This is a genomic window from Anaerococcus porci (assembly GCF_009696575.1).
GTDB classification, from domain to species: domain Bacteria; phylum Bacillota; class Clostridia; order Tissierellales; family Peptoniphilaceae; genus Anaerococcus; species Anaerococcus porci.
The window spans coordinates 12,536-35,703 of sequence record NZ_VULQ01000007.1; the positions used below are offsets into that span (position 1 = coordinate 12,536).

A 23,168-nucleotide genomic window follows, 5' to 3' on the forward strand; every position below is an offset into this window, starting at 1 on the left:
TTTTACTCCATTATTACATCATCAACTGATCCGCCAGCTGGTATCATAGGAAGGACTAATTCATTTGTGTCAATCTTTACCTCTATGATAGATGGGCCATCTATTTTTATGGCCTTATCAAAGCAATCCTTAAATTCCTTTATAGTACAAGCACTAAATCCTTTTGCACCCATGGCTTGGGCAAGAATCACATAGTTAAGTTTACTTTCAATATTGGTTTTTGAGAACCTATCCTTATAAAGAAGGTGTTGCCATTGCCTTACCATTCCTAGGGTATTGTTATTCATGACTACAGTTATGACCTTTATATTTTCATTGACTGCCGTTAAAACTTCATTAAAGTTCATATTAAAGGATCCATCACCTGTAATTAAAACTACAGGTCTGTTAGGATTGGCTAGTTTTGCTCCCATGGCGGCTCCATAACCAAATCCCATAGTTCCAAGTCCTCCACTCGTTAAAAATGATCTAGGCTTTGTTCTTCCACAATATTGGGCTGTCCACATTTGATGCTGACCAACATCTGTAACAAAGATTAAGTCATCACCCAAAGTGTTAGATATGTGTTTTATAACTTGATGTGGTTTTAATAATTCTTTTGAATCTTCTGCTTTAAAGTCTTTTTTTCTCAAATCATTTATCCTTGAAATCCAATCCTTTCTTTCTCTTTTTTCTACACAAGGTAAAAGTTTATTTAAAATTTCTTTTACATCTCCTACTAGACCAAAATCAACAAAGATATTCTTATCAATTTCTGACTTATCTATATCAATATGAATAATTTTAGCATCTTTGGCAAACTTCTTTGTATTTAGAGCGACTCTGTCAGAAAATCTTACTCCACAAGCTATCAAAAGGTCACATTCGTCTATAGCGTTATTTGTGGAATATTTTCCATGCATACCAACCATTCCAAGATTTAGTTCATCTTCATATCCTAAAACTCCTATACCCATGATAGTATTACAAGCTGGAATTTGAGACTTATGGATTAACTGTCTTAACTCTTTAAAGCTTTCTGACGAAGTGACTCCTCCTCCTGAATATATAATTGGTCTTTTTGCATTATTAATGTAGAATGCGATTTTTTTTATATCATTATCTGAAACTTCAAAATTTCTCTCTTTTCTAAAGATATCTTTTTTTACATATTCAATAAAATCTCCTGTAATATCACTAGGTATATCAACAAGAACTGGTCCCTTTCTTCCAGATTGGGCTATTAAAAAAGCTCTTTTTAGAGTATTTTGAAGATCTCTTATATCCCTTACTACGAAATTGTGCTTGGTAATGGGCATAGTTATACCCATTATGTCAATTTCTTGAAAAGAGTCTTTTCCAATAAGTTTTCTATTTGCGTTGCCTGTTATACAAACTAAGGGAATGGAATCCATAAAGGCAGTCGCAAGACCTGTCACAATATTGGTTGCACCAGGCCCAGATGTCGCAATAACTACTCCAGTTTTTCCGCTAGATCTTGCATATCCATCGGCTGCATGGACTGCACCTTGTTCATGACTTGTCCTTATAAGCCTGAGTTTATCTTCATAGTCGTAAAGTGCATCAAAGATTTGAATTACAGCCCCACCAGGATAGCCGAAGATAATATCAACTCCTTCGTCTATAAGTGTTTTTACAATTATTTCAGCACCCTTCACCTTCATTTAATCACCTCTTTTTAATTACTTAATTCTCATTATTCTTTAACATTTATAAAATTTTCAATAAAAAAAGTCCTTTGTCTTATTGACAAAGGACGAAATTATCGCGGTACCACCTTTTTTCTTATACAAAAATAAGCTCTCAAGCATCTAACAATGCCGGGTTTAGATAACGCCAACCATAGCGACAAATCTTACTTATTTTCAGACTTGCATAAGAAAAAGGATATTCAAATTATATCAACTATAAGCTCACACCAGCCGCTTACTCTCTTTAAATCTTTATAATCCTACTCGTTTTTTCTGATAATTTTTAAATTCAAATGTTAATACATATAATAATATCTATGTTTAAAAATGTCAAGTTTTTTTGTATATTTTTTTATAATTGGGTAAGTTTATACTTGGAAACATTGACATAATAATGTTTTATATAAAGAATGTAATTTTAATCTATTATAGCAATCTTATAATAAGAAAGACAAGTTTTTTTCTAAAAGACTATAAACTTTCAAAATTGACAAGAACTTCATTTTAATTTATTATAAAAGTGACAAAGGGAGTTCTAAAAAGATCTGAGAGGAAGATAAATCTTCGACCTTACCTGATCCAGGTAATGCTGGCGTAGGGAATATTTCATTTATTGAATTTATAAGGAAATGGCCTTTTGCTATTTCCTTTTTTATTTACCTTTTTTATTCTGAGTTTGTAACTTCCTTTGAGTATTTGTAACGATAGCGGTATATCGGGCAGACCACTTTATATCGCTTAAGAAAAGTGCTAAGAAAGGAAGTTTTTAATGAAAATAGCATTAACTATAGCGGGTAGTGACTCGTCGGCAGGCGCTGGTATCCAAGCGGATATTAAGACAATGACATTAAATGGAGTGTATGCAGAAAGTGCCATAACAGCCTTGACTGCTCAAAACACAACAGGAGTATATGATATATTAGAATCAAGTCCTGAATTTTTAAAAGCCCAACTTGATGCAATCTTCGATGATATATATCCAGATAGCGTAAAGATAGGCATGGTATCAAGCAAGGCTTTGATTGAGGTTATAGCAGATTGCCTAAAAGAAAGAAAGACCAAAAACATAGTTGTGGATCCTGTAATGGTTGCAACTAGTGGTTCAAAGCTTTTATTAGATGATTCAATTGAAACATTGATGCAAAAGCTCTTACCATTGGCAGATTTGCTTACACCCAATATTCCAGAAGCCGAGATTTTATCAGGTATAGAAATTAAGTCTATAGATGATATGGAGGAGGCGGCAAAAATTATCTCTGAAAAGTTTTCATGTAAAACTCTTATTAAGGGAGGGCATAAGCTAAATGATGCCAATGATTATTTATATAGTGAGGGAAAAGGTGTTTGGTTTAAGGGAGAAAGAATAGACAATCCCAATACCCACGGAACAGGTTGTACCCTATCATCTGCAATTGCAGCAAATCTTTCAAAGGGTTTTTCTATGGAGGAAGCTATAAAAATGGCTAAGGACTTTTTATCAGCTGCCTTAAAAGATGGTCTCAATCTGGGAAAAGGGTCTGGTCCTATGAACCATGCTTTTGATATAAAAGACAAGTATAAAAAGCTGGGAGAAAATAGATGAAAAAACAAGGAGTTTTAGAAGATAGCCTAATATGGTTTGGGGCGGCAGTATCAATTGCTGAAATTATCACGGGAACATATTTTTCTTCCTTAGGCTTTACTAAAGCTATGGCGGCTATTATTATTGGCCACATTTTTGGCTGTTTTTTGCTTTATCTGGCTGCAATAATTGGAGCAAGATTAAATATGTCTGCTATGGAGAGTGTGAAATACTCTTTTGGAAGTAAGGGTTTTGCTATATTTGCAATAATAAATATAATCCAGCTTGTAGCATGGACTGGAATTATGATCTATGATGGAGCTATAGCAGCTGGAAATATTTTTAATATAGGAAATTGGATATGGTCTTTAGTAATAGGGTTTTTAATTATCTTTTGGATATTCATAGGTATTAAAAATCTTGGACCTGTAAATAAGATATCTATGACACTTTTATTTGTTCTAAGTCTTGTACTTGCCTTTGTAATCTTTAAAAATAGAGGCGCAAGTCTTGGTATAAGTGGAAATGAACTATCATTTGGAAATGGGGTCGAGCTTTCTATAGCTATGCCTCTATCATGGATTCCACTTATAGCAGACTACTCCAAAGACTATGACAATTATAAAAAATCATCATTAGCCTCAGTCCTCGCCTATGGTATAGTTTCATTTTTTATGTATACTATAGGACTTTCTGCATCACTTTTTGCAGGAACAAATGATATTGGAGAGATTATGTTAAAATCAGGTATGGGAGTTTTGGGACTTTTAATAATTGTCCTATCAACAGTAACTACAACCTTCCTTGATGCCTACTCAGCAGGAGTTTCTGCAAACTCCTTAAATAAAAATATAGATATTAAAAAATGTGGTATTCTTGTTACAATTATAGGAACTATTGGAGCAATTATCTTTCCAATGGATGATATTACTGATTTTCTATATTTTATAGGCTCAGTTTTTGCACCTATGATTGCAATTTTAATTGCGGACTTTTTTATAATAAAAATCGATAGGACAGGTGAGGACTTTTATCTTAAAAATATTATAATTTGGATAATAGGATTTATAATCTATAGGATACTTTTAAATACTGATGTTATAATAGGAGCAACTTTCTTAAGTATTCTTATAACTATAGCTCTTACACTAATCGTTGAAAAAATAACAAAGAGGAGTAAAATCAAGTAAAAGAAAAGAGATATTTTATGGATTTTGCAACGATTATAGTTAATCATGGAACATCAAGATTAAATCTTCAATATGAGCTTATCGAAAGGGTTAGTAGGAAAATAAAGAAAACTTATCCAAAAAGCTATATAGGGGCTTATCTTGCGGGAAATAGTATAAGAAAAAAGATAAAAGATAAAGACTTAAAAATAGAGTTAGAAGATATCTTAAAAAATTTAAGGGAAAAAAATATTAGAGAAGTTAAGTTTTTGATGCTTTATGTGGTAAGGGGTATAGAGTATGAAAAGCTAATAAAGCTTGCCCACAGCCTAAATAAAGATGAATTTTTCACCTTTACCTTCACTAAGGCCCTGCTTGAAGAAGACTTCTGTGATAAAAAAATCTTAAAATTAATTGAAGAAATTAGTGAGAACAAGGAAAGCTTAATAATAGCTCATGGAAGTCCAAAAAAAGATTTGAATCAATTTGAAAACTTCAAAAAAAAGATTGATAATCAGTCTGATAAGCTCTATTTTTCAACTTTTGAAGACAATAATAAGGATTATTTAATAAGTGAGTTTAAGAAAAAGGATATAAAAAAGATAAGGATAATACCTTTCTTAATCCTTGCTGGAAACCATGTTTATAGAGATATAGAAAGTGAAGACAAAGCTTCCTATAAAAGTATTCTAAAAGAAAATGCAATCTCTGTAGAAATAATTAAAAAGGGACTCATAGAGTATGATGAAATACTTAATATAATTGTAGAAAAACTTTCTTAAATCATTGACAAAGCTGGGAATTTAGTGTATCATAAGTGGGTATGAAAAAGTTTCACTTAACTTTTGACATAATCGCATATCCTGGAGGCGATTTATAAATGCCAGGACGAGTAAAACCGCCACCTATCCGAGCGGTATCAAAGTAGATAGGCAAAATATTTAAGGAGGAACTTGATGAAAAATCAAAAGACATATGTACCTACAAAGTCAACAATCGAACCAAAATGGTATGTAGTTGATGCTACAGATATGGTACTAGGTAGACTTGCAACACAAGTTGCATCTATAATTAGAGGAAAACACAAACCAACATTTACTCCAAATACTGACACAGGTGATTATGTGATAGTTGTAAATGCTGAAAAAGTCATTCTTACTGGAAACAAACAATACCAAAAAGAATATAAGAGATATTCTGGCTATGCAGGTGGACTTAAGACTACAAAATACCTTGATATGATGGACAAACATCCAGAAAGGATTGTAGAACATGCTGTGTTGGGTATGCTTCCACATAACAAATTAGGTAGACAAATGGCCAAAAAACTTAGGGTTTTTGTAGGTAGTGAACATACACACCAAGCTCAAAACCCAGAAGTATTGGATTTAAAGTAAGGGGGATTTAGATGGCAGATATTATATATCAAGCTACAGGTAGAAGAAAAACTTCAGTAGCAAGAGTTACAATGAAACCAGGTAGTGGAAGTCTTTTAGTAAATGGTAGAGATTTAGATGATTATTTTGCATATGACACATTAAAAGTTATAGCAAAAGCACCTCTTAAATTAACAGAAAATGAATCAAACTATGATATCAAAGTTAATGTAAAAGGTGGTGGATTTAATGGACAAGCAGGAGCTATAAGACACGCTATAGCAAGAGCCCTACTTGAAGTAAATCCTGAATATAGAAAAGCTCTCAAAAGAGCAGGTTTTCTTACAAGAGACTCAAGAAAGAAAGAAAGATACAAATACGGTCAAAAGAAAGCAAGAAAATCTTCACAATTTTCAAAGAGATAAGAAGTATATTACAAACAAGGGATTTTTATTCCTTGTTTTTTTAATGTATAAAAATAGGTGGGAAAATTTTAAAATAACTATTTAATAAAAATATAGTAAAATGTAAATATGAAAGGATTTTGCTATGTCAAAAACACACAAACTATTTAAACTTTTTATAAATACCCTCAAACTTTCGGCTTTTACTTTTGGTGGAGGATATGTAATCTTATCTTTGATGGAAAATACCTTTGTAAATAAGCTTGGTTGGATTAATAAAGAAGAGATGCTTGATATGACGGCAATCGCCCAGTCATCACCTGGAGCTGTTGCTATTAATGCATCAATTAGTGTGGGTTATAAGCTTTTTGGGATTTTAGGAGCGGTAATTTCAACACTTGGAACTGTCATTCCTCCTCTTGTAATTATATCTCTTATCTCATTTTTCTATGAGGCTTTTATATCAAATAAATATATAGCCTTAGTATTAAAAGGTATGCAAGCAGGAGTTGCCGCTCTTATTATGAGTGTGGTAATAGATATGATAAAAGAGGTAATTGTTGGAAAATCATTTTTAATCTATGTTATAGCCTTAAGCTCTTTTGCATTAAATGTATTTTTAAATGTAAATATAATCTATATAATACTTACACTTATAATAACAGGGCTTTTGTATTCTTTTATAGAAAGGAGAAACCATGCTTCTTAAGTTATTCATAAGTTTTTTTAAGGTAGGACTTTTCTCTTTTGGTGGAGGATATGCTGCTCTTCCCTTAATCCAAGAAGAAGTTGTAAATGCTAATGGTTGGCTTAAAATTAGTGAATTTAATAATCTTATAACTATAAGTCAGATGACACCAGGGCCTATTGCCATAAACTCGGCATCATTTGTAGGTACTAGGGTTTTTGGGCTTTCTGGAGCTATTGCTGCAACTTTAGGATGTGTTACGCCTTCTTTTATCATAGTAGGAACTATTTCTTATTTTTATACGAAATATAAAAATCTTGATACTATGCAAAATGTACTAGGATTTTTAAGGCCTGCTGTTGTATCTATGATTTTTGCTGCTGGTATTGATATACTAAAGACTGCACTTTTTGATATAAATCGCATAAGATTGGAAAATTTGGATTTTATTATGCTTTTATTATTTGTTTTTATTCTAATTATTATAAGAAAGACAAAGCTAGATCCTATATTTTTAATGCTTTTATCAGGATTTTTATATCTTTTTATAAGTTTATTAGTGGGGTAGAATACTTTATGAACAAAATAAATTATAATATAAAAATGGAAGAAATAATTAAAAAAATAAGAAAAGATGGGAATAGACCCAAGCTTTTACTCCAAGTTTGTTGCGCACCTTGTTCTTCAAGTGTATTAAGTCGCTTAAGAAATGATTTTGATATAGATATATATTATTACAATCCAAACATATATCCTATAAGTGAGCTTAATAAGAGGGTTGATACTGTAAGAATTTTGCTAGATGAAATTGGCCTAAATAGTAAGGTGATTTTTCCAGAAAATAATCCAAAAGATTTTTATTCTTATGTAGATAGTCGTAAGGATGACCATGAAGGTGGTAAATCTTGTTATAAATGCTATGAATTAAGGCTTAGGTCTGCTGCGGAATATGCCAAAAAAAACTCTTATGACTATTTTACTACTACCCTTTCTATATCTCCTTACAAAAGAAGTGACTGGTTAAATGAGATAGGGGAGACTCTAGAAAGAGAATACGGGATAAATTATCTTTATTCTGATTTTAAAAAGAAAAATGGCTATAAGGACTCAATAGACTTTTCTAAAAAATACAATTTATACAGGCAAGATTATTGTGGATGTATTTTTTCTTTTAAAGAAATGGAAGAGAAAAAGAAAAATAAATAAAAAAATGTTACAATTATCTTTCTTTGGGTAATTTTATAAAAGGAGAGATAATATGGGCGATATGCTATTGATTAAAAAATTAGATAAGGGACAATTTAATAGTAATAATATTATACCTGTAACATTTACTACAGATACAAGTGATAGATGTAAGCTTGTTGGCTTTTTTAATTACCTAAAAGAAAAAAATCTTGTTAAATCTAATAGGATTTATATTAAAAATTCAAGTTTTACTATAGATATAATCTCTTCAAATATTACCAAAGTCACAAAAGAATTAATAGAGAATAATTTCATGATATATGGGGTATATATCTTATATGATGATTATTTGGAAGGAGAATGTAATGAGTGAAAAATTACTAGATATGCTTAATGAACAAATGAATTTTGAATTACAATCAGCATACGAATATAAGGCTATGCAAATCTTTGCTTATGACATAGAATTTGATGGATTTGCTTATTGGTTTGGCAAACAAGTTAAAGAAGAATTGGAACATGCTTTAAAAATTGAGGGATTTCTTTTAGAAGTAGGTTATAAACCACTTTATAAAGCACTTGAACAACCAGAAAATAAATTTGAAGATTTATTAGATGTTGCAAAAGTAGCCCTTGATCATGAAAAAGAAGTTACAAGAAGAATCCACGAAATTGCAAAAGCTGCAAGAGAAGAAGGAGATGAAAGAGTAATTTCATTTATAAAGTGGTTCGTTGATGAACAAGTTGAAGAAGAAGATAATTTTGGAAAACTTGTTACAAGACTTGAAAGAATCAATGGAAATTACGGTGGTCTTTACATTCTTGATGGTCAACTTGCTAAAAGAGGATAAGCAAATATAAGGAGCTGTTGTAAAATTATGGATTTCTAACGTTCTATCATTATAAGTTCTCATAGACAATTTGAGGGTGGTACTCCGCTTGTGGAGGTTAAATTGTCTGGAGAAGTTTGTAATGATTTTGGAGCGATTAATTCATTCTGCAATAGCCCCTTTTTTAGTACTCAGATATGAAGATTATATTAAATAATGATAAACTAAATCTTATTATAAACTCTTATGGAGCATATGTAGAAGAATTTAGTTTCAAAAAAAATCCGGTATTTTTTCCAAAACTTTTAATAAAGATTAAAGATGAACTTAAAACAAGGGGAGGTATGCATCCGTGCCTGCCTAATTTTGGAAAAAGTGATATTGAAGATTTAGACCAACATGGTTATGGTAGGATTTCTTTTTGGGAAGTCCTAGAAAAAGATGAAAAAAGGGTCCTGTTTAAACTTAATGGAAAGAAAAAATTTGAAAATCTTTTGACTTTTATAGAATATGAGATTTCAGATAAGAATTTTAAGACTAGTTTTAAGATAAGAAATAAGTCGGAGAAAAGACTTCCAATAGCACCAGGATTTCATCCTTACTTTTGTATAGGTGATGATTTTACCGTTGAAAATCTTTCTTTAAAAGATGTAAAGCTTGAAGATACTTTTTTTATAAAAAGAGATTATCTTATATTTAAGGCGAAATTTAGTAAAATAAGGATTGAGGCTAATAAGATGAATACGTTTGCTATTTGGACTGACTTTCATGGTGATTATATTTGCCTCGAGCCAAGTTTAAATGGACCAGCTTTTAGTAAAGAGATTAACAATCCCTTATACCTAAATCCAGGGGATGAATTCAACGATGAAATAAACATAAAGATATTGGATTAAATAAAGAAAATTTAAAATGAAATTCATATATTAAAAAAATATATGAAAATATTTAAAAATATCAAGACAAACTTTGATTTTTTTTAAAAACAAAGTATAATAATCTTAAGATTAGGAGGTTATTATGAATAATAAAGCAAAAAATGTGCTAGGGGTTTTATTTTTAGCCCTTATAGCTGTTATAGCCCTTAAGTTATTGGGATTTGCAATAAATGTTATAGTGTCTGTTATAATACCCCTACTAGTAATTTATGTTTTATACAAGATAATTATAAAGAAAGAAGATATTTTTTATTAGGTGGTTTATGATGGATAATAAAGTTTTTAAAATTATACTAGGAATAATAGTTATTATTATAGGTCTTAAATTAGCGGGTTTTATCTTATCACTTTTTTTTGGTCTAGCTTTTCCTATTATATTCTGTGGAGGTTTTATCTTAGTTCCATTAATGCTTTTAGGACTAAGTATAGCAATTCCAGTTATATTAATATATGGTATTTACAAATATTTCTTTAAAAAAGATTCTTTGAATTGATTGCAAACAAAAAAGAAGCCTTGGCTAAGTGGGCTTCTATTTTTGTTGTTTTTTATCAAATACGAATTTTTCTATAGCCTCACCTACAGCTCCCTCATTATTGTTTGCCTTGGTTGTATATTTTGATACATCCTTAAGAAGAAGATGAGCATTTTGAACAGCAGCAGAATATCCAGCCTCTTCTAACATTTCTTTATCATTGTAATTATCACCAATACTTAAGACTTCATTCATACTTATACCATAGTGCTTACAAATCTTTTTAATAGCATTTGCCTTATTTACATTTTTCCTATTTATTTCCATATATATATCTGATGAATAAGAGATAGAAACGTCCCAATCGCAAATCCTTGCTATATCTTCTTCAAGACTCATAAGATAGTTTAAGTTATGGTTTTTTAAGAGCACTTTTATAATTATCTCATCTTTTATGAAATCCTCTTTTTTAGGATCTTCTACAAATTTATAAATATCTCCATCATAGTTTCCAAAAATCTTATTTCCATTCGGACTTATAATACAATGTTTGTCAGTATATATTTCAAAATGTATGCCAAGATTTTTACAGTAGTCAGATATTTCCATAGCCTTATCATATTTTATAGGAGATGAATCGACTATTTTTTTACTCATATTATCCATAATAAGTCCACCGTTGCATAAAACAGAATACCTATCTTCTTTCTCAATGTCGATTTCTTCTAATATATTAAAAAGTTGGTATGGACCTCTACCTGTTGCAATTATAACCTTTATTCCCATATCCTGAGCTTTTTTTATGGCTTTTTTATTTCTTTCGTGGATTGTCCTATCTGAAGATAGGAGTGTTTCATCACAATCCGTTGCAATTAATTTAATCATATAAACTCCTTTATTGCTTGATACCCAAAACAGTTCTTTTATAATTACAAAATCTAATATATTTTATATTAAGTATAGGTGAATTTTTGGTAAATAAAAAAGGGAGACATGTAAGATAAACAAGTCCCCTTAGATTTTATTATTTTGAACTTTTCAAAAATTCTATAATATCATTGGATTCATACATATATTCTCCATCATGATATAGACATGGTACCTGTCTTTTTCCTCCATTTTTAATAAGTTCCATCATAGCATACCTATCTTCATTTATATTAACTATATCTATATTTATACCTTCTTCATCCATGAAGTTTTCTACTTTTCTACAATGTGGACACATTGATCCGACAAATAATTTATAATTTGACATTTATTTATCTCCTAACTAAATTTCATAAATTCTTCAATTTATATTATTATACTAATATGAGAAGAAAAATAAAGGTGGAGAGATGAAAGATAAATTACTAAAGGTATTTAGATTTATTCTTGTAATTATAATTATAGTATGCTTAATAATTCTTGGAAAAAGAGGCTATGATTACTATACAAACCACAAGAATAACGAACATATTTCAGATATAGTAGAAAGTGTAGAGAAAGATTATAAGAAAAAGGGAAAAGACAAAGAAACTTTTGAGCAAAAGGAAGAAAAGTCCTTGGCTATACTAAAAAAGCTTCAAGAAGAAAATTCCGATGTGACAGGATTTATTGAAATACCAGGAACTTATATAGCTTATCCTGTTATGAAGTCAAATGATAATGAATTTTATCTAAGAAAGGGTATTAATAAAGAGTATGACATAGCAGGTTCACTTTTTATGGACTATCAGAATGATAGAGAGTTTAATGATGACAATACTGTGATATATGGTCACTTTTTAGAAGATATACCTTCTATGTTTACAGCCTTAAAGGATTTTAGGGAGCAAGAATATGCTCAAAACAATAGAACAATTTATATAACAACTGATAAGGGTTTAAGAGAGTATGAGATATTCTCAGTATATGGAACTCCAGCAGATTATGACTACAGAAGCTTAGCCTTTGGAGATGGTGAATATAAGCTAAATTATTTTAAAAAACTTAAGGATAAGTCCGAAGTAAATCTTGAAAGCCCAGACTTTAGGGAAGATGATAAAATAATAACCCTATCAACTTGCCAATATGATTATGCAGACCAAAGGCTTGCGGTTCATGCACTGAGAATTAGATAAGGAAGTATTAATGTCAAGATTTAAAACAGATAGTAAAAAGAAATTAAATATTAGAGAAGATAAGGGTCAATTGATTCTAATTCACGAATCCTTTGACCCAAAGGATATCTTCACATGTGGGCAGTGTTTTAACTTTTATGAAGAAGATGATGGTTCATTTACTGCGGTTTTTTTGAGCAAAATTATCAACCTCAAAAGTGATGGTGATAAGGTGATTATAGATAATATTAGTTTAGATGAATTTTATGACATTTTCTATGATTACTTTGACCTTAACACAAACTATGAAAAGATAAAAAACTATATTTCAATAGATGAAACTTTGAAAAAAGCTACAGAATATGGAGCTGGAATAAGGATATTAAATCAAGAATTTTTTGAAACACTTATCTCTTTTATAATTTCAGCTAATAATCAAATACCAAGGATTAAAAAGTCTGTTAGGATAATCTCCAAGATGTATGGAGACTATATTGGAGAATATAGGGGAAGAGATTATTATTCTTTCCCAACTGCTGCTTCTCTTTCAAAGGCAAAGTCAGAAGATTTAAGAGAATTTGCAAGAGTTGGTTTTCGTGATAAAAGAATAGTTGAGGCTGCAAATATAATAAATGACGGATATTTTGACTTTGAAGAAGATATAAAAATGAAAACTCCAGATTTAAGAAAGAAACTACAAGAGCTTCCAGGCATTGGTCCTAAAGTAGCTGATTGTATTTTGCTTTTTGCCTTTCATAAAAGAGAAACATTTCCAGTTGACGTTTGGATAAAAAGAGTAATGGAGGCGTTGTTTATAAAAAAAGAAGTTCCTAAAAAACAAATTTCAGAATATGCTGATAAGTATTTTGGAGAAAATGCAGGTTATGTCCAACAATATCTATTCTATTATGGAAGAGAAAATGCTATAGGAAAATAAAACTTGAAATTTTTTTTATTACTCGTATACTTAATATTGAGAGTTAGCAGTCAAAGATAATGAGTGCTAAAAGGAGGATGAAAAATGAAATTAAAACCAATCGGTGAAAGAATAGTTATAAAAAAATTAGAAGCAGAAAAGAAAACTGAATCAGGAATAGTTTTGCCTGAATCAGCTCAAGAAAAACCACAATATGCCGAAGTTGTGGCTGTAAGTAATGATATTTTAAACGATGATGATAAAAAAGATTCATTAAAAGTAGGCGATAAGGTTATTTGTTCACAATATGCAGGTACAGATGTAAAAATCGAAAAAGACAATTATGTAGTTATTGCATACAAAGACGTATTAGCAGTAGTAGAATAGGAGTTTTATAATGGCAAAAAATATAGAATATGGTAAGAGTGCAAGAGATGGTCTTGAAAGAGGAATTGATAAATTAGCAAATGCTGTAAAAGTTACACTTGGACCAAAGGGAAGGAATGTAGTACTTGACAAATCATATGGAGCACCAACTATTACAAATGACGGTGTAACCATAGCTCAAGAAATTGAACTTGAGGATAGATTTGAAAATATGGGAGCTCAACTTGTAAAAGAAGTTGCAACAAAAACCAATGATGTAGCAGGAGATGGAACAACAACAGCTACAGTTTTAGCTCAAGCTATCATCAAAGAAGGACTAAAAAACTTAGCTGCAGGAGCAAACCCAGTAGTATTGAACAAAGGTCTTAAAAAAGCAAGTGAAGCAGTTGTAAAATATATAAAAGAATCTTCAAAAGAAGTAGAAGATAAAAAAGCAATTGAACAAGTTGGAACAATCTCATCAGCAGATCCTGAAATTGGTAAATTTATAGCAGATGCTATGGAAAAAGTAGGAAATGATGGAGTAATAACAGTTGAAGAATCAAAAACAACTGATACCTATCTTGATGTAGTTGAAGGTATGCAATTTGATAAGGGATATTTATCACCATATATGGCTACAGACAATGAAAAAATGGTAGCAAACTTAGATGACCCATATATTTTAGTAACTGATAAAAAGATTTCAAATATTCAAGAAATCCTACCTTTACTTGAACAAATAGTTCAATCATCAAAACCACTATTAATAATTGCAGAAGATGTTGATGGAGAAGCTCTTACAACACTTGTTTTAAACAAACTTAGAGGAACATTTAATGTAGTTGCAGTAAAGGCTCCAGGCTATGGTGATAGAAGAAAAGAAATGCTTGAAGATATAGCAATCCTTACAGGAAGCAAGGTAATTTCAGAAGACTTATCAATGGAGTTAAAAGAAGCTACAATAGAAGACTTGGGTTCTGCTAAAAAGGTTAAAGTTGATAAAGATAAGACTGTAATAGTTGAAGGCAAAGGTGACAAAACCAAATTAGCTGAAAGAGTTGAAAAAATCAAAGGTCAAATCGAAGCATCTGATTCTGAATATGATAAAGAAAAATACCAAGAAAGAGTAGCTAAACTTGCAGGTGGTGTTGCAGTTATAAATGTTGGAGCTGCAACAGAAACAGAAATGCAAGATAAAAAATATAGAATTGAAGATGCTCTATCAGCAACAAGAGCAGCAGTAGAAGAAGGAATTGTTGCAGGTGGCGGTACAGTTCTAATAGAAGCTATCAAAAAGGTAGAAGAAATAGAAGAAACACTTGAAAATGATGAAAAGACAGGAGCAAAAATAATTGCCAAGGCTCTTGAAGCACCACTTAGACAAATAGTAGAAAATGCTGGTATGGACGGATCAGTAGTTCTAGAAAACGTTAAAAAAGCTGGACAAAATGAAGGTTATGATGCCTATGATGATGAATATGTGAATATGTTTGATAAGGGAATTGTGGAACCTACAAAAGTAACAAGGTCAGCCCTTGAAAATGCAACAAGCATTGCAAGCATGATTCTTACAACAGAAGCAGCCATAGGAGATATACCAAAAGAAAAACCAGAAGCACCACAAATGCCAATGGGATATTAAAAAATTATAAAAAAGCTGCAAGATATTGTGGCTTTTTTTATATTTAAAATAAAAACGAGCCAGTAGCAAGTTTAGATGATAAAAATGCTAAACTTGTATTTGATAGGATTCTTTCTTTAAACTCTACTATTATAATTATCTCTCACAAAATAACTAAGGATAGTTTAGATAGATTTGATAAAATAATAAATATCTAAATAGAAGATTTTGTAAAAAAGACTATAAGACAAGGATTATAAGTTAAAAATTATATATTTTAGGAAAACAATTAAAAAAATGAGTGAAATTATAAAGATATTATTGTTAAAATTAACAGTATAATTTATCATGGCTTATAGGAAAACCTAACTATTTTTAAAAATTTAATAAGAAATTTATAAAAAAGCATAAGATTCTATGAAAAATATTACTAAAAATAGATTTAAATTCTTTTAAATTACTAGAATTAAAAATTATATTTAGCAAATATGTATAAAAATTGACAAGACTTTGGAATTAGCCTTAAAAAGTTGACATGAAAACGTAAATTTGATAATATTTAGGTGATCTTAAGATTAATAATTCATTTTGGAGGAAAAAAATGAAAAAATTAGGTTTATTGCCAAGGCTTATTATTGCAATTATCTTAGGTATTATAATAGGTTTAGTAGGACCAGCAGTCCTAGTAAGAATATTAATTACTTTTAATGGTCTATTTGGCAACTTCCTTAACTTTGTTATTCCATTAATTATTATGGGTTTTGTAATCCCAGGAATAGCAGACTTAGGAGATTCAGCAGGAAAGACACTAGCAATTACAGCAGGAATTGCATACTTATCAACAATTGTGTTTGGTACTATTACATATTTTGTAGGAAGAATTATACTACCTAACTTTATCAAGGTTGGAGCTATTTCATTTAATCCAGAAGATAATGCAGGAAGGGTACTAGAACCATTTTTCCAATCACCAATGGATCCAATATTTTCTGTAACAACAGCTCTAATTATTTCATTCATTTTAGGTGTTGGTATAGCAGCAGCTAAGGCTGATGTTCTTAAAAAAGCAGTACACGAATTTTCTGATATAATCACAAAGCTTATATCATCAATAGTAATTCCATTATTACCAGTTCATATTTGTGGTATTTTTGCAAATATGGCTTATCAAGGAACAGTGGTAACAGTATTATCTGTATTTTCAAAAGTATTCATAATGGTAATAATCCTTCACTGGTTAACAATTACTGCACAATTTTCAATAGCTAGTACAGCAAGTGGTGGAAGTCCATTTAGTAAAATTAAGACTATGATCCCAGCATATATGACAGCTATAGGTACACAATCATCAGCAGCAACAATACCAGTTACACTTAACCAAACATATAAGATTGGTGTAAATAAGGGTATAGCAGATTTTGTTATTCCACTTTGTGCGACAATACACTTATCTGGATCAACAATAACACTTACATCTTGTTCAATGTCAATTCTTATGCTTAACGGATCAGATGTTGGATTCCAACACATATTTCCATTCATTTTAATGCTTGGAGTGACAATGGTAGCAGCACCAGGAGTTCCAGGTGGAGCAGTAATGGCAGCATTAGGTATTCTTCAATCAATGCTTGGATTTACAGAACCTATGACAGCTCTTATTATAGCTTTATACGTAGCTCAAGACTCATTTGGAACAGCTTGTAATATTACAGGAGATGCAGCTATAGCATGTATTGTAAACAAGATTTCTGGATTCAAACTAGATCCTGCAGCAAATGCAGAATATATAGATGAATTAGTAAAACAATAAAAATAGAACTCTTTTTTGAGTTCTATTTTTAATCGTTAAGATCAAAATTATCAAAAAAATATTAAAAGGAGTATTTAATGACTATAAAGAGAAGAAAAGTTACCATGGATGGTAACACTGCGGCGGCTCATGTTTCCTATGCTTTTAGTGAAGTATCTGCCATATATCCTATTACACCATCATCACCAATGCCAGAGTTTATTGATAAATGGGCAGCCAATGGCAGATTAAATTTATTTGGAAACCCAGTTTCAGTAACAGAAATGCAACATGAAGCGGGAGCGGCAGGAGCGGTACATGGATCTCTTGCAGCGGGAGCATTAACATCTACATACACAGCAAGTCAAGGACTTTTACTAATGATTCCTGATATGTATAAGATTGCTGGAGAAAGACTTCCTGCAGTATTTCATGTGGCGGCTCGTTCAGTCTCAACATCGACTATCAATATGTATGGTGACCATCAAGACGTTATGGCAGCAAGAGCAACAGGATTTGCTTTCTTAGCGAGTGGTTCAGTTCAAGAAATAATGGATCTTTCGCCAGTAGCGCATCTTTCAGCAATTGAGGCTAGAATTCCATTTGTAAACTTTTTTGATGGATTTAGAACAAGTCATGAAATTCAAAAGATAGATGTATGGGATTATGACCAATTTCAAGATATGGTAAATTGGAAAGCTGTTGATGAGTTTAAAAACGATTCCTTAAATCCACATAGACCATTTATGCGTGGAGTATTTGAAAAGAGTGGATATTTCCAAAGAGCTGAAGCTCAAAATAAGGCTTATATTGGATTACCAGAAATCGTTATTTCATATATGAATAAGATAAATGAAAAAATCGGAACAGATTATTCTTTATTTAACTATGTAGGAGCTGAAGATGCTACTGATATAATTGTTGCAATGGGTTCTGGTACAGATACTATCCAACAAACTGTAGATGAGCTAAATAAAGAGGGAAGAAAAGTAGGGCTTGTAAAAGTTCACCTTTATAGACCTTTCTCTACAAAACACTTACTTGAAGCAATTCCAGAAACAGTAGAAAGGATTGCAGTACTAGATAGGACAAAGGAAAAAGGATCTGCTGGAGAACCACTATACTTAGATGTGTTAGAAGCATTCTCAGACTCTAGTAGAAATCCAAAAATAATAGCTGGTAGATATGGACTTGGACAAAAAGATACAAGACCTGCTCACTTTAAATCAGTGTTTGACAACCTACAAGGTGAGATGAAAAATCACTTTACTATAGGTATTTATGATGATGTAACAAACACATCACTTGAAACAGACGAAAGCTTTGTAATTTCAGATGGACAAACAAGACGTTGTATCTTCTGGGGTAATGGTGGAGATGGTACAGTTGGTGCAAACAAATCTGCTATAAAAATTATAGGAGATAATACAGATATGTTTGCTCAAGGTTATTTTGATTATGATGCAAAGAAATCTAATGGGCTTACAATGAGTCACTTAAGATTTTCACCAAACCCAATTCATGCAGCATACTTTATAGATGAAGCAGACTTTGTATCATGCTCACCTCAAGCCTATGTTAGACAATATGACTTGGTAGAAAATCTTAAAGAAGGTGGTATCTTCTTACTTAACACAATTTGGTCAGAAGATGAACTTGAAGATCATATACCAAACAAAATGCTTAGGGATATAGCTGAGAAAAATATCAAATTCTATACAGTAAACGCATCAAAGATTGCCCAAGAAGTTGGACTAGGACATAGGACAAATATGGTTATTCAAACAGCCTTCTTTATCTTATCAGAAGTACTCCCTATAGATGATGCAATAAAATATCTAAAAGATTCTATAGAAAAATCTTATGGTATGAAGGGTCAAGATATTGTTGATATGAACAATAAGGCAGTAGATCGTGCTAGTGAACAATTACAAAAAATAAAAGTAAAAGAAGAATGGAAAGACCTAAAAGATGATGAAGAAAATGTAAATGAAAATGAACCTGATTTTATCAAAAATATGGTTAGGCCAATCATAAACTTAAAAGAAGATGAACTTCCAGTTTCAACATACCTTCCATACGATGATGGTCAATACATGCCTGGAACATCAAGATATGAAAAACGAGGTATAGCCTTATTCGTTCCAGAATGGAATATAGACAATTGTATCCAATGTAATCAATGCTCTTATATTTGTCCACACGCAACAATTAGACCATTTTTATTAGATGAAGAACAAAAAGCTAAGGCACCAGAAGGATTTGAAACTAAAAAAGCTATAGGAAAAGGTCTAGAAGGATATGAATTTAGAATCCAAGTATCACCATATGACTGTATGGGATGTGGAAACTGCGTTGATGTATGTCCAGCTCCTAAAAAAGCCTTAGAAATGAAGTCAATAGAAGAACAAATAGAAAAAGAAGCAGATAATTGGGAATTTGCCCATAGTCAAGTTGGATATAGGAATGACGAAATAGCACCAACAAATGTTAAGAATTCACAATTTAGCCAACCACTTCTTGAATTTTCAGGAGCTTGTGCAGGTTGTGGAGAAACACCTTATGCAAAACTTATAACTCAACTATATGGTGATCATCAAATCATCTCAAATGCAACAGGATGTTCATCAATCTGGGGCTCATCAGTTCCATCAATGCCATATTGCACAAATAGCAAGGGTGAAGGCCCAGCTTGGGCATCATCCTTATTTGAAGATGCAGCAGAGTATGGCTACGGTATGCTTCTAGCAACAAAATCTAACAAGTTCTTACTTGAAACATTAATGAAGAAGTTTATAGGACTTAAAGTAACATCTGCTCTTAACGAAGTATTTAACGAATGGCTTGAAAATAACAATGATTTTGAAGAGAGCAAGAAAGCAGCTATAAAGATTGGAGCACTTCTAGGAAATAAAACTGATAATGACGAAGCAAATGGGATTTTGGAAAGAATTAAATCACTAAAAGACTACCTAGTTAAAAAATCCATATGGATTTATGGTGGAGATGGTTGGGCTTATGATATAGGTTTCTCAGGAGTAGACCATGTACTAGCTAGTGGGGAAGATATAAATATAATTGTATTTGATACAGAAGTTTACTCAAATACAGGTGGGCAAAGCTCAAAAGCAACACCTCTTGCAGCTGTAGCTAAATTTGCAGCAAGTGGCAAGAAAGTAAGGAAAAAAGACCTAGGACTTATGATGACAAGCTATGGATATGTATATGTAGCACAAGTTGCAATGGGAGCAAATCAAGCCCAAACTCTTAAGGCTATAAAAGAAGCAGAATCATACCATGGTCCTTCAATCATAATTGCCTACGCACCATGTATAAACCATGGTATAAAGGCAGGTATGGGTAAGACCCAAAGAAGAGAAAAAGAAGCTGTAGCAAGTGGTTATTGGCACTTATGGAGGTTCAATCCAATGCTTAAAGAAGAAGGAAAGAATCCTTTTGTTTTAGATAGTAAGGAGCCTACAGAATCATTCCAAGAATTCTTACAAGGAGAAGTAAGATATGCTTCCCTTAAGAAAGCCTTCCCAGAAGATGCTGACAGACTCTATGCAGAAGCAGAAGAAGCTGCAAAAGATAGGTACGAATCATACCTAAAAATGGAAAATAAATAAGCTGATAAATCCTAAAAATATCATATGAATTACTAAGTGTTTTATAAAAGGGACTGTTGCAAAATATGAATTTCTAATGTTCATTATTACAAGTTACTCATAGACAATTTGAAAATATCCTAATGGCTCATGGATGCTAAATTTTCGTGGAGGAGCTTGCAATGATTTTGAAATGATTAATTCATTCTGTAACGGTCCCTTTTTTATGTCTAACAGGTAAATTTATGATTATTTAAGAATATAAAAAAAATATTGACAGCAATGTTAAATATGCTATTATATAAATAATAGTCCAGTTAATTATTGCTGGGCTTATTTTATTATAGGGGGTAAAAATGTTAAATTACGCACATAGAGGTTTCAAAGAAAAGTTTCCAGAAAATACTATGCTAGCTTACAAGAAGGCTCTTGAATATAAAGCAGATGGTATAGAGCTTGATGTACACTTAAGTAAAGATGGTGAACTAGTAATAATCCATGATGAAAATTTATTAAGAACTTGTGGTGAAGATAGCCTTGTTAAAGATAAAACTTTAAGTGAATTAAAGAAATTAAATGCATCTTTTGATTATGAAGAATATAAAGAAGAAATTCCAACTCTTAGGGAGTATTTTGACTTTATTAAGACAAGCAATCTAATAACAAATATTGAGATTAAAAATGGGTTAATCTTTTATCAAGGCATTGAAGAAAAAATTTATAATATGATTAAAGAATATGATCTTAAAGATAGGGTTATAATTTCATCATTTAATCATGAATCTATTATGAGAATGAAAGAAATTGATGAAACTTTAAAACTTGGATTTCTTGAAGAATCAGTTCTTGCAAATCCTATAAAATACCTAAAGGATAATGGAATATCTTATTTTCACCCACTAATTAATACAATTAATAAAGACTTGGTGAAAATGATGCATGATAATGGTATAAAGGTAAATGCATGGATGTCATCTAAGCAAAAATATGATTACTTAAAGTACCTAGATTATGATCTAGATGGAATTATCACAGATAATCCTGAAAAAATTTATAATTTAACAAATAAATAAGGAGAACTTTATGGAAAATTTAGAACTGATATTAGAAAAAATAAATAAAGTATTATGGGGTAATTGGTTAGTTTTTGTTCTTTTAGGATTAGGTATTCTATACACCATAGCAACTGATTTTGTTCAAGTAAGGCACTTTAAATATATAATAAAAAGCACATTAATAAAAAGTTTTAAGGAAAGAAATATTGAAAAAAGAGAGGGCTCCTTATCAACTTTTCAAGCTATGATGGTTACTTTGGCTGGTAACATAGGTGGAGGAAATGTAGTTGGTGTTGCAACAGCTATAGTATCTGGTGGTTATGGAGCCATATTTTGGATGTGGTTGGCTGCTTTTTTTGGTATGGCTTTAAAATATGGTGAAATAGTATTATCTCAACTATATAGAGGAGAGGATAAAGATAAAAATATATTATCCGGTCCTATGTATTACATAAGAGATGGGCTTAAAGCGCCATTTTTGGGTATAATTATAGCAATTCTCATGACTATAAAGATGATGGGTGCGAACTTAGTTCAATCAAATACAATAGCAACAATCCTATATGACAATTTTAAATTCAATAATTTAATGACAGGAATTATATTAACAATATTACTTTTTATTATTGCTATAGGAGGATTGAAAAGATTAGCCAAAGTTGCAACAAGTCTTGTACCTATTATGTCAATTTTGTATGTAATTCTTTGCTTACTTGTGATTATTGTAAATATAAAGAATGTTCCAATTGTTATTTTTAATATATTCAATCAAGCTTTTTCTTTTAAAGCTGCAAGTGGTGGAGTAGGTGGACTGGTTATTGCAAGAGCCATGCAATATGGTATAGCACGTGGTATGTATTCAAATGAAGCAGGTGAAGGTACTGCACCATTTGCACATGGTACAGCTATAGTGGATCATCCTGTTGAAGAAGGAATTACTGGTGTTACTGAAGTTTTCATTGATACCATAGTTATTTGTTCACTTACAGCTATAACTATAGGTGTTTCCCAAATTCCTATAGATGGAGAAAGTATATTAGCATCAAACATGGCAATAACAGCTATATCTACTGTATTTAAACCATTATCATATTTAGCTATATTTGCCTTATTAATATTTTGTTTTACAACACTTATGGGTCAATGGTTTAATGCTGCAAAATCATTTACCTATGCATATGGAGAAAAATTTACTTCAAAAGTAAAATATGTTTATCCATTTCTTTGTATCGTAGGATGTCTTGGAAAAATTAATTTGGTTTGGACAATTCAAGATATAGCAATGGGACTTGTTATAATTCCAAATATAATTGCTTTATTAATCTTGGTAAAAGAGGTAAGAAACCAAACTAAAGATTTTTTTGGAAAATAAATATTAGAAAATATACAGGGTTAATTTTACTAACTC

General features: G+C 31.1%; 24 protein-coding genes, 1 riboswitch and 1 other annotated feature. Of the genes, 21 read left to right on the plus strand and 3 right to left on the minus strand.

Features of this window, described 5'->3' with window-relative positions:
• Positions 1–2: 2 nt before the first annotated feature.
• Positions 3–1,664 carry a biosynthetic-type acetolactate synthase large subunit gene (gene ilvB, locus FYJ26_RS06630; RefSeq protein ID WP_154540847.1) on the minus strand — a complete coding sequence of 554 codons (1,662 nt, stop codon included), beginning with the start codon at positions 1,662–1,664 and terminating at the stop codon, positions 3–5.
• 85 nt (positions 1,665–1,749) lie between these two features.
• Positions 1,750–1,976, minus strand: a binding site (T-box leader).
• A 231-nt stretch (positions 1,977–2,207) separates the two neighbouring features.
• Positions 2,208–2,310, plus strand: a riboswitch (TPP riboswitch).
• Between the two features lie 150 nt (positions 2,311–2,460).
• On the opposite strand from ilvB, the gene thiD reads away from it, so the two are divergent.
• The 13 genes from thiD (at position 2,461) to FYJ26_RS06690 (ending at position 10,339) form a co-directional block, all read left to right on the plus strand.
• Complete coding sequence (gene thiD / locus FYJ26_RS06635; RefSeq protein WP_154540849.1) at positions 2,461–3,273, plus strand: bifunctional hydroxymethylpyrimidine kinase/phosphomethylpyrimidine kinase; 813 nt, start codon at positions 2,461–2,463, stop codon at positions 3,271–3,273.
• Positions 3,270–4,442 (plus strand): putative hydroxymethylpyrimidine transporter CytX, encoded by a 1,173-nt coding sequence (gene cytX, locus FYJ26_RS06640; RefSeq protein WP_154540851.1) that lies wholly within the window; start codon positions 3,270–3,272, stop codon positions 4,440–4,442. Before thiD ends, cytX begins: the two co-directional genes overlap by 4 nt.
• A gap of 17 nt (positions 4,443–4,459) precedes the next feature.
• Entirely contained in the window at positions 4,460–5,203 is a 744-nt protein-coding gene (locus tag FYJ26_RS06645; protein WP_154540853.1) for a sirohydrochlorin cobaltochelatase, read from the plus strand.
• A 174-nt stretch (positions 5,204–5,377) separates the two neighbouring features.
• Positions 5,378–5,818 (plus strand): 50S ribosomal protein L13, encoded by a 441-nt coding sequence (gene rplM, locus FYJ26_RS06650; protein WP_154540855.1) that lies wholly within the window; start codon positions 5,378–5,380, stop codon positions 5,816–5,818.
• Between the two features lie 11 nt (positions 5,819–5,829).
• On the plus strand, positions 5,830–6,222 hold the full coding sequence (gene rpsI, locus FYJ26_RS06655; protein ID WP_154540857.1) for a 30S ribosomal protein S9: 393 nt from the start codon (positions 5,830–5,832) through the stop codon (positions 6,220–6,222).
• Between the two features lie 124 nt (positions 6,223–6,346).
• Positions 6,347–6,910: a chromate transporter gene (locus tag FYJ26_RS06660; RefSeq protein ID WP_154540859.1), complete on the plus strand. Its 564-nt coding sequence runs from the start codon at positions 6,347–6,349 to the stop codon at positions 6,908–6,910.
• A complete protein-coding gene (locus tag FYJ26_RS06665; protein ID WP_154540861.1) occupies positions 6,900–7,457 on the plus strand; it encodes a chromate transporter in 558 nt (185 codons plus the stop codon). Before FYJ26_RS06660 ends, FYJ26_RS06665 begins: the two co-directional genes overlap by 11 nt.
• An 8-nt stretch (positions 7,458–7,465) precedes the next feature.
• Entirely contained in the window at positions 7,466–8,095 is a 630-nt protein-coding gene (locus FYJ26_RS06670) for an epoxyqueuosine reductase QueH (RefSeq protein ID WP_154540863.1), read from the plus strand.
• Positions 8,096–8,147: 52 nt separating this feature from the next.
• Complete coding sequence (locus FYJ26_RS06675) at positions 8,148–8,450, plus strand: UDP-N-acetylmuramoyl-tripeptide--D-alanyl-D-alanine ligase (RefSeq protein WP_154540865.1); 303 nt, start codon at positions 8,148–8,150, stop codon at positions 8,448–8,450.
• Positions 8,443–8,928 (plus strand): ferritin, encoded by a 486-nt coding sequence (locus FYJ26_RS06680; RefSeq protein ID WP_154540867.1) that lies wholly within the window; start codon positions 8,443–8,445, stop codon positions 8,926–8,928. Before FYJ26_RS06675 ends, FYJ26_RS06680 begins: the two co-directional genes overlap by 8 nt.
• Positions 8,929–9,104: 176 nt before the next feature.
• The gene (locus tag FYJ26_RS06685; RefSeq protein WP_154540869.1) at positions 9,105–9,803 is read left to right on the plus strand and encodes an aldose epimerase family protein; all 699 of its coding nucleotides are present in this window, start codon (positions 9,105–9,107) and stop codon (positions 9,801–9,803) included.
• A gap of 124 nt (positions 9,804–9,927) precedes the next feature.
• Positions 9,928–10,101: a hypothetical protein gene (locus FYJ26_RS10810; protein ID WP_176270025.1), complete on the plus strand. Its 174-nt coding sequence runs from the start codon at positions 9,928–9,930 to the stop codon at positions 10,099–10,101.
• 10 nt (positions 10,102–10,111) lie between these two features.
• Positions 10,112–10,339, plus strand: coding sequence for a hypothetical protein (locus FYJ26_RS06690; RefSeq protein ID WP_154540871.1), 228 nt, complete (start codon positions 10,112–10,114; stop codon positions 10,337–10,339).
• Between the two features lie 36 nt (positions 10,340–10,375).
• Here FYJ26_RS06690 and FYJ26_RS06695 read toward each other — a convergent pair whose 3' ends face one another.
• On the minus strand, positions 10,376–11,203 hold the full coding sequence (locus FYJ26_RS06695) for a Cof-type HAD-IIB family hydrolase (RefSeq protein ID WP_154540873.1): 828 nt from the start codon (positions 11,201–11,203) through the stop codon (positions 10,376–10,378).
• 139 nt (positions 11,204–11,342) lie between these two features.
• Entirely contained in the window at positions 11,343–11,576 is a 234-nt protein-coding gene (locus FYJ26_RS06700; protein ID WP_154540875.1) for a glutaredoxin family protein, read from the minus strand.
• Positions 11,577–11,658: 82 nt separating this feature from the next.
• Between FYJ26_RS06700 and srtB the strand changes: the two genes are divergently transcribed.
• The 8 genes from srtB (at position 11,659) to FYJ26_RS06740 (ending at position 23,132) form a co-directional block, all read left to right on the plus strand.
• Entirely contained in the window at positions 11,659–12,423 is a 765-nt protein-coding gene (srtB, locus tag FYJ26_RS06705) for a class B sortase (protein WP_154540877.1), read from the plus strand.
• 10 nt (positions 12,424–12,433) lie between these two features.
• Positions 12,434–13,339 (plus strand): DNA-3-methyladenine glycosylase family protein, encoded by a 906-nt coding sequence (locus FYJ26_RS06710; protein ID WP_154540879.1) that lies wholly within the window; start codon positions 12,434–12,436, stop codon positions 13,337–13,339.
• A gap of 84 nt (positions 13,340–13,423) precedes the next feature.
• Positions 13,424–13,705 carry a co-chaperone GroES gene (locus FYJ26_RS06715; protein WP_154540881.1) on the plus strand — a complete coding sequence of 94 codons (282 nt, stop codon included), beginning with the start codon at positions 13,424–13,426 and terminating at the stop codon, positions 13,703–13,705.
• Positions 13,706–13,715: 10 nt separating this feature from the next.
• Positions 13,716–15,329 (plus strand): chaperonin GroEL, encoded by a 1,614-nt coding sequence (groL, locus tag FYJ26_RS06720; RefSeq protein ID WP_154540883.1) that lies wholly within the window; start codon positions 13,716–13,718, stop codon positions 15,327–15,329.
• 580 nt (positions 15,330–15,909) lie between these two features.
• Positions 15,910–17,118, plus strand: a complete 1,209-nt coding sequence (locus FYJ26_RS06725) for a dicarboxylate/amino acid:cation symporter (protein ID WP_154540885.1) — start codon at positions 15,910–15,912, stop codon at positions 17,116–17,118.
• A gap of 77 nt (positions 17,119–17,195) precedes the next feature.
• On the plus strand, positions 17,196–20,726 hold the full coding sequence (nifJ, locus tag FYJ26_RS06730) for a pyruvate:ferredoxin (flavodoxin) oxidoreductase (protein WP_154540887.1): 3,531 nt from the start codon (positions 17,196–17,198) through the stop codon (positions 20,724–20,726).
• A 335-nt stretch (positions 20,727–21,061) separates the two neighbouring features.
• Positions 21,062–21,778: a glycerophosphodiester phosphodiesterase gene (locus tag FYJ26_RS06735; protein ID WP_154540889.1), complete on the plus strand. Its 717-nt coding sequence runs from the start codon at positions 21,062–21,064 to the stop codon at positions 21,776–21,778.
• A gap of 10 nt (positions 21,779–21,788) precedes the next feature.
• On the plus strand, positions 21,789–23,132 hold the full coding sequence (locus tag FYJ26_RS06740) for an alanine/glycine:cation symporter family protein (protein WP_154540891.1): 1,344 nt from the start codon (positions 21,789–21,791) through the stop codon (positions 23,130–23,132).
• The last annotated feature ends 36 nt before the right edge of the window (positions 23,133–23,168 follow it).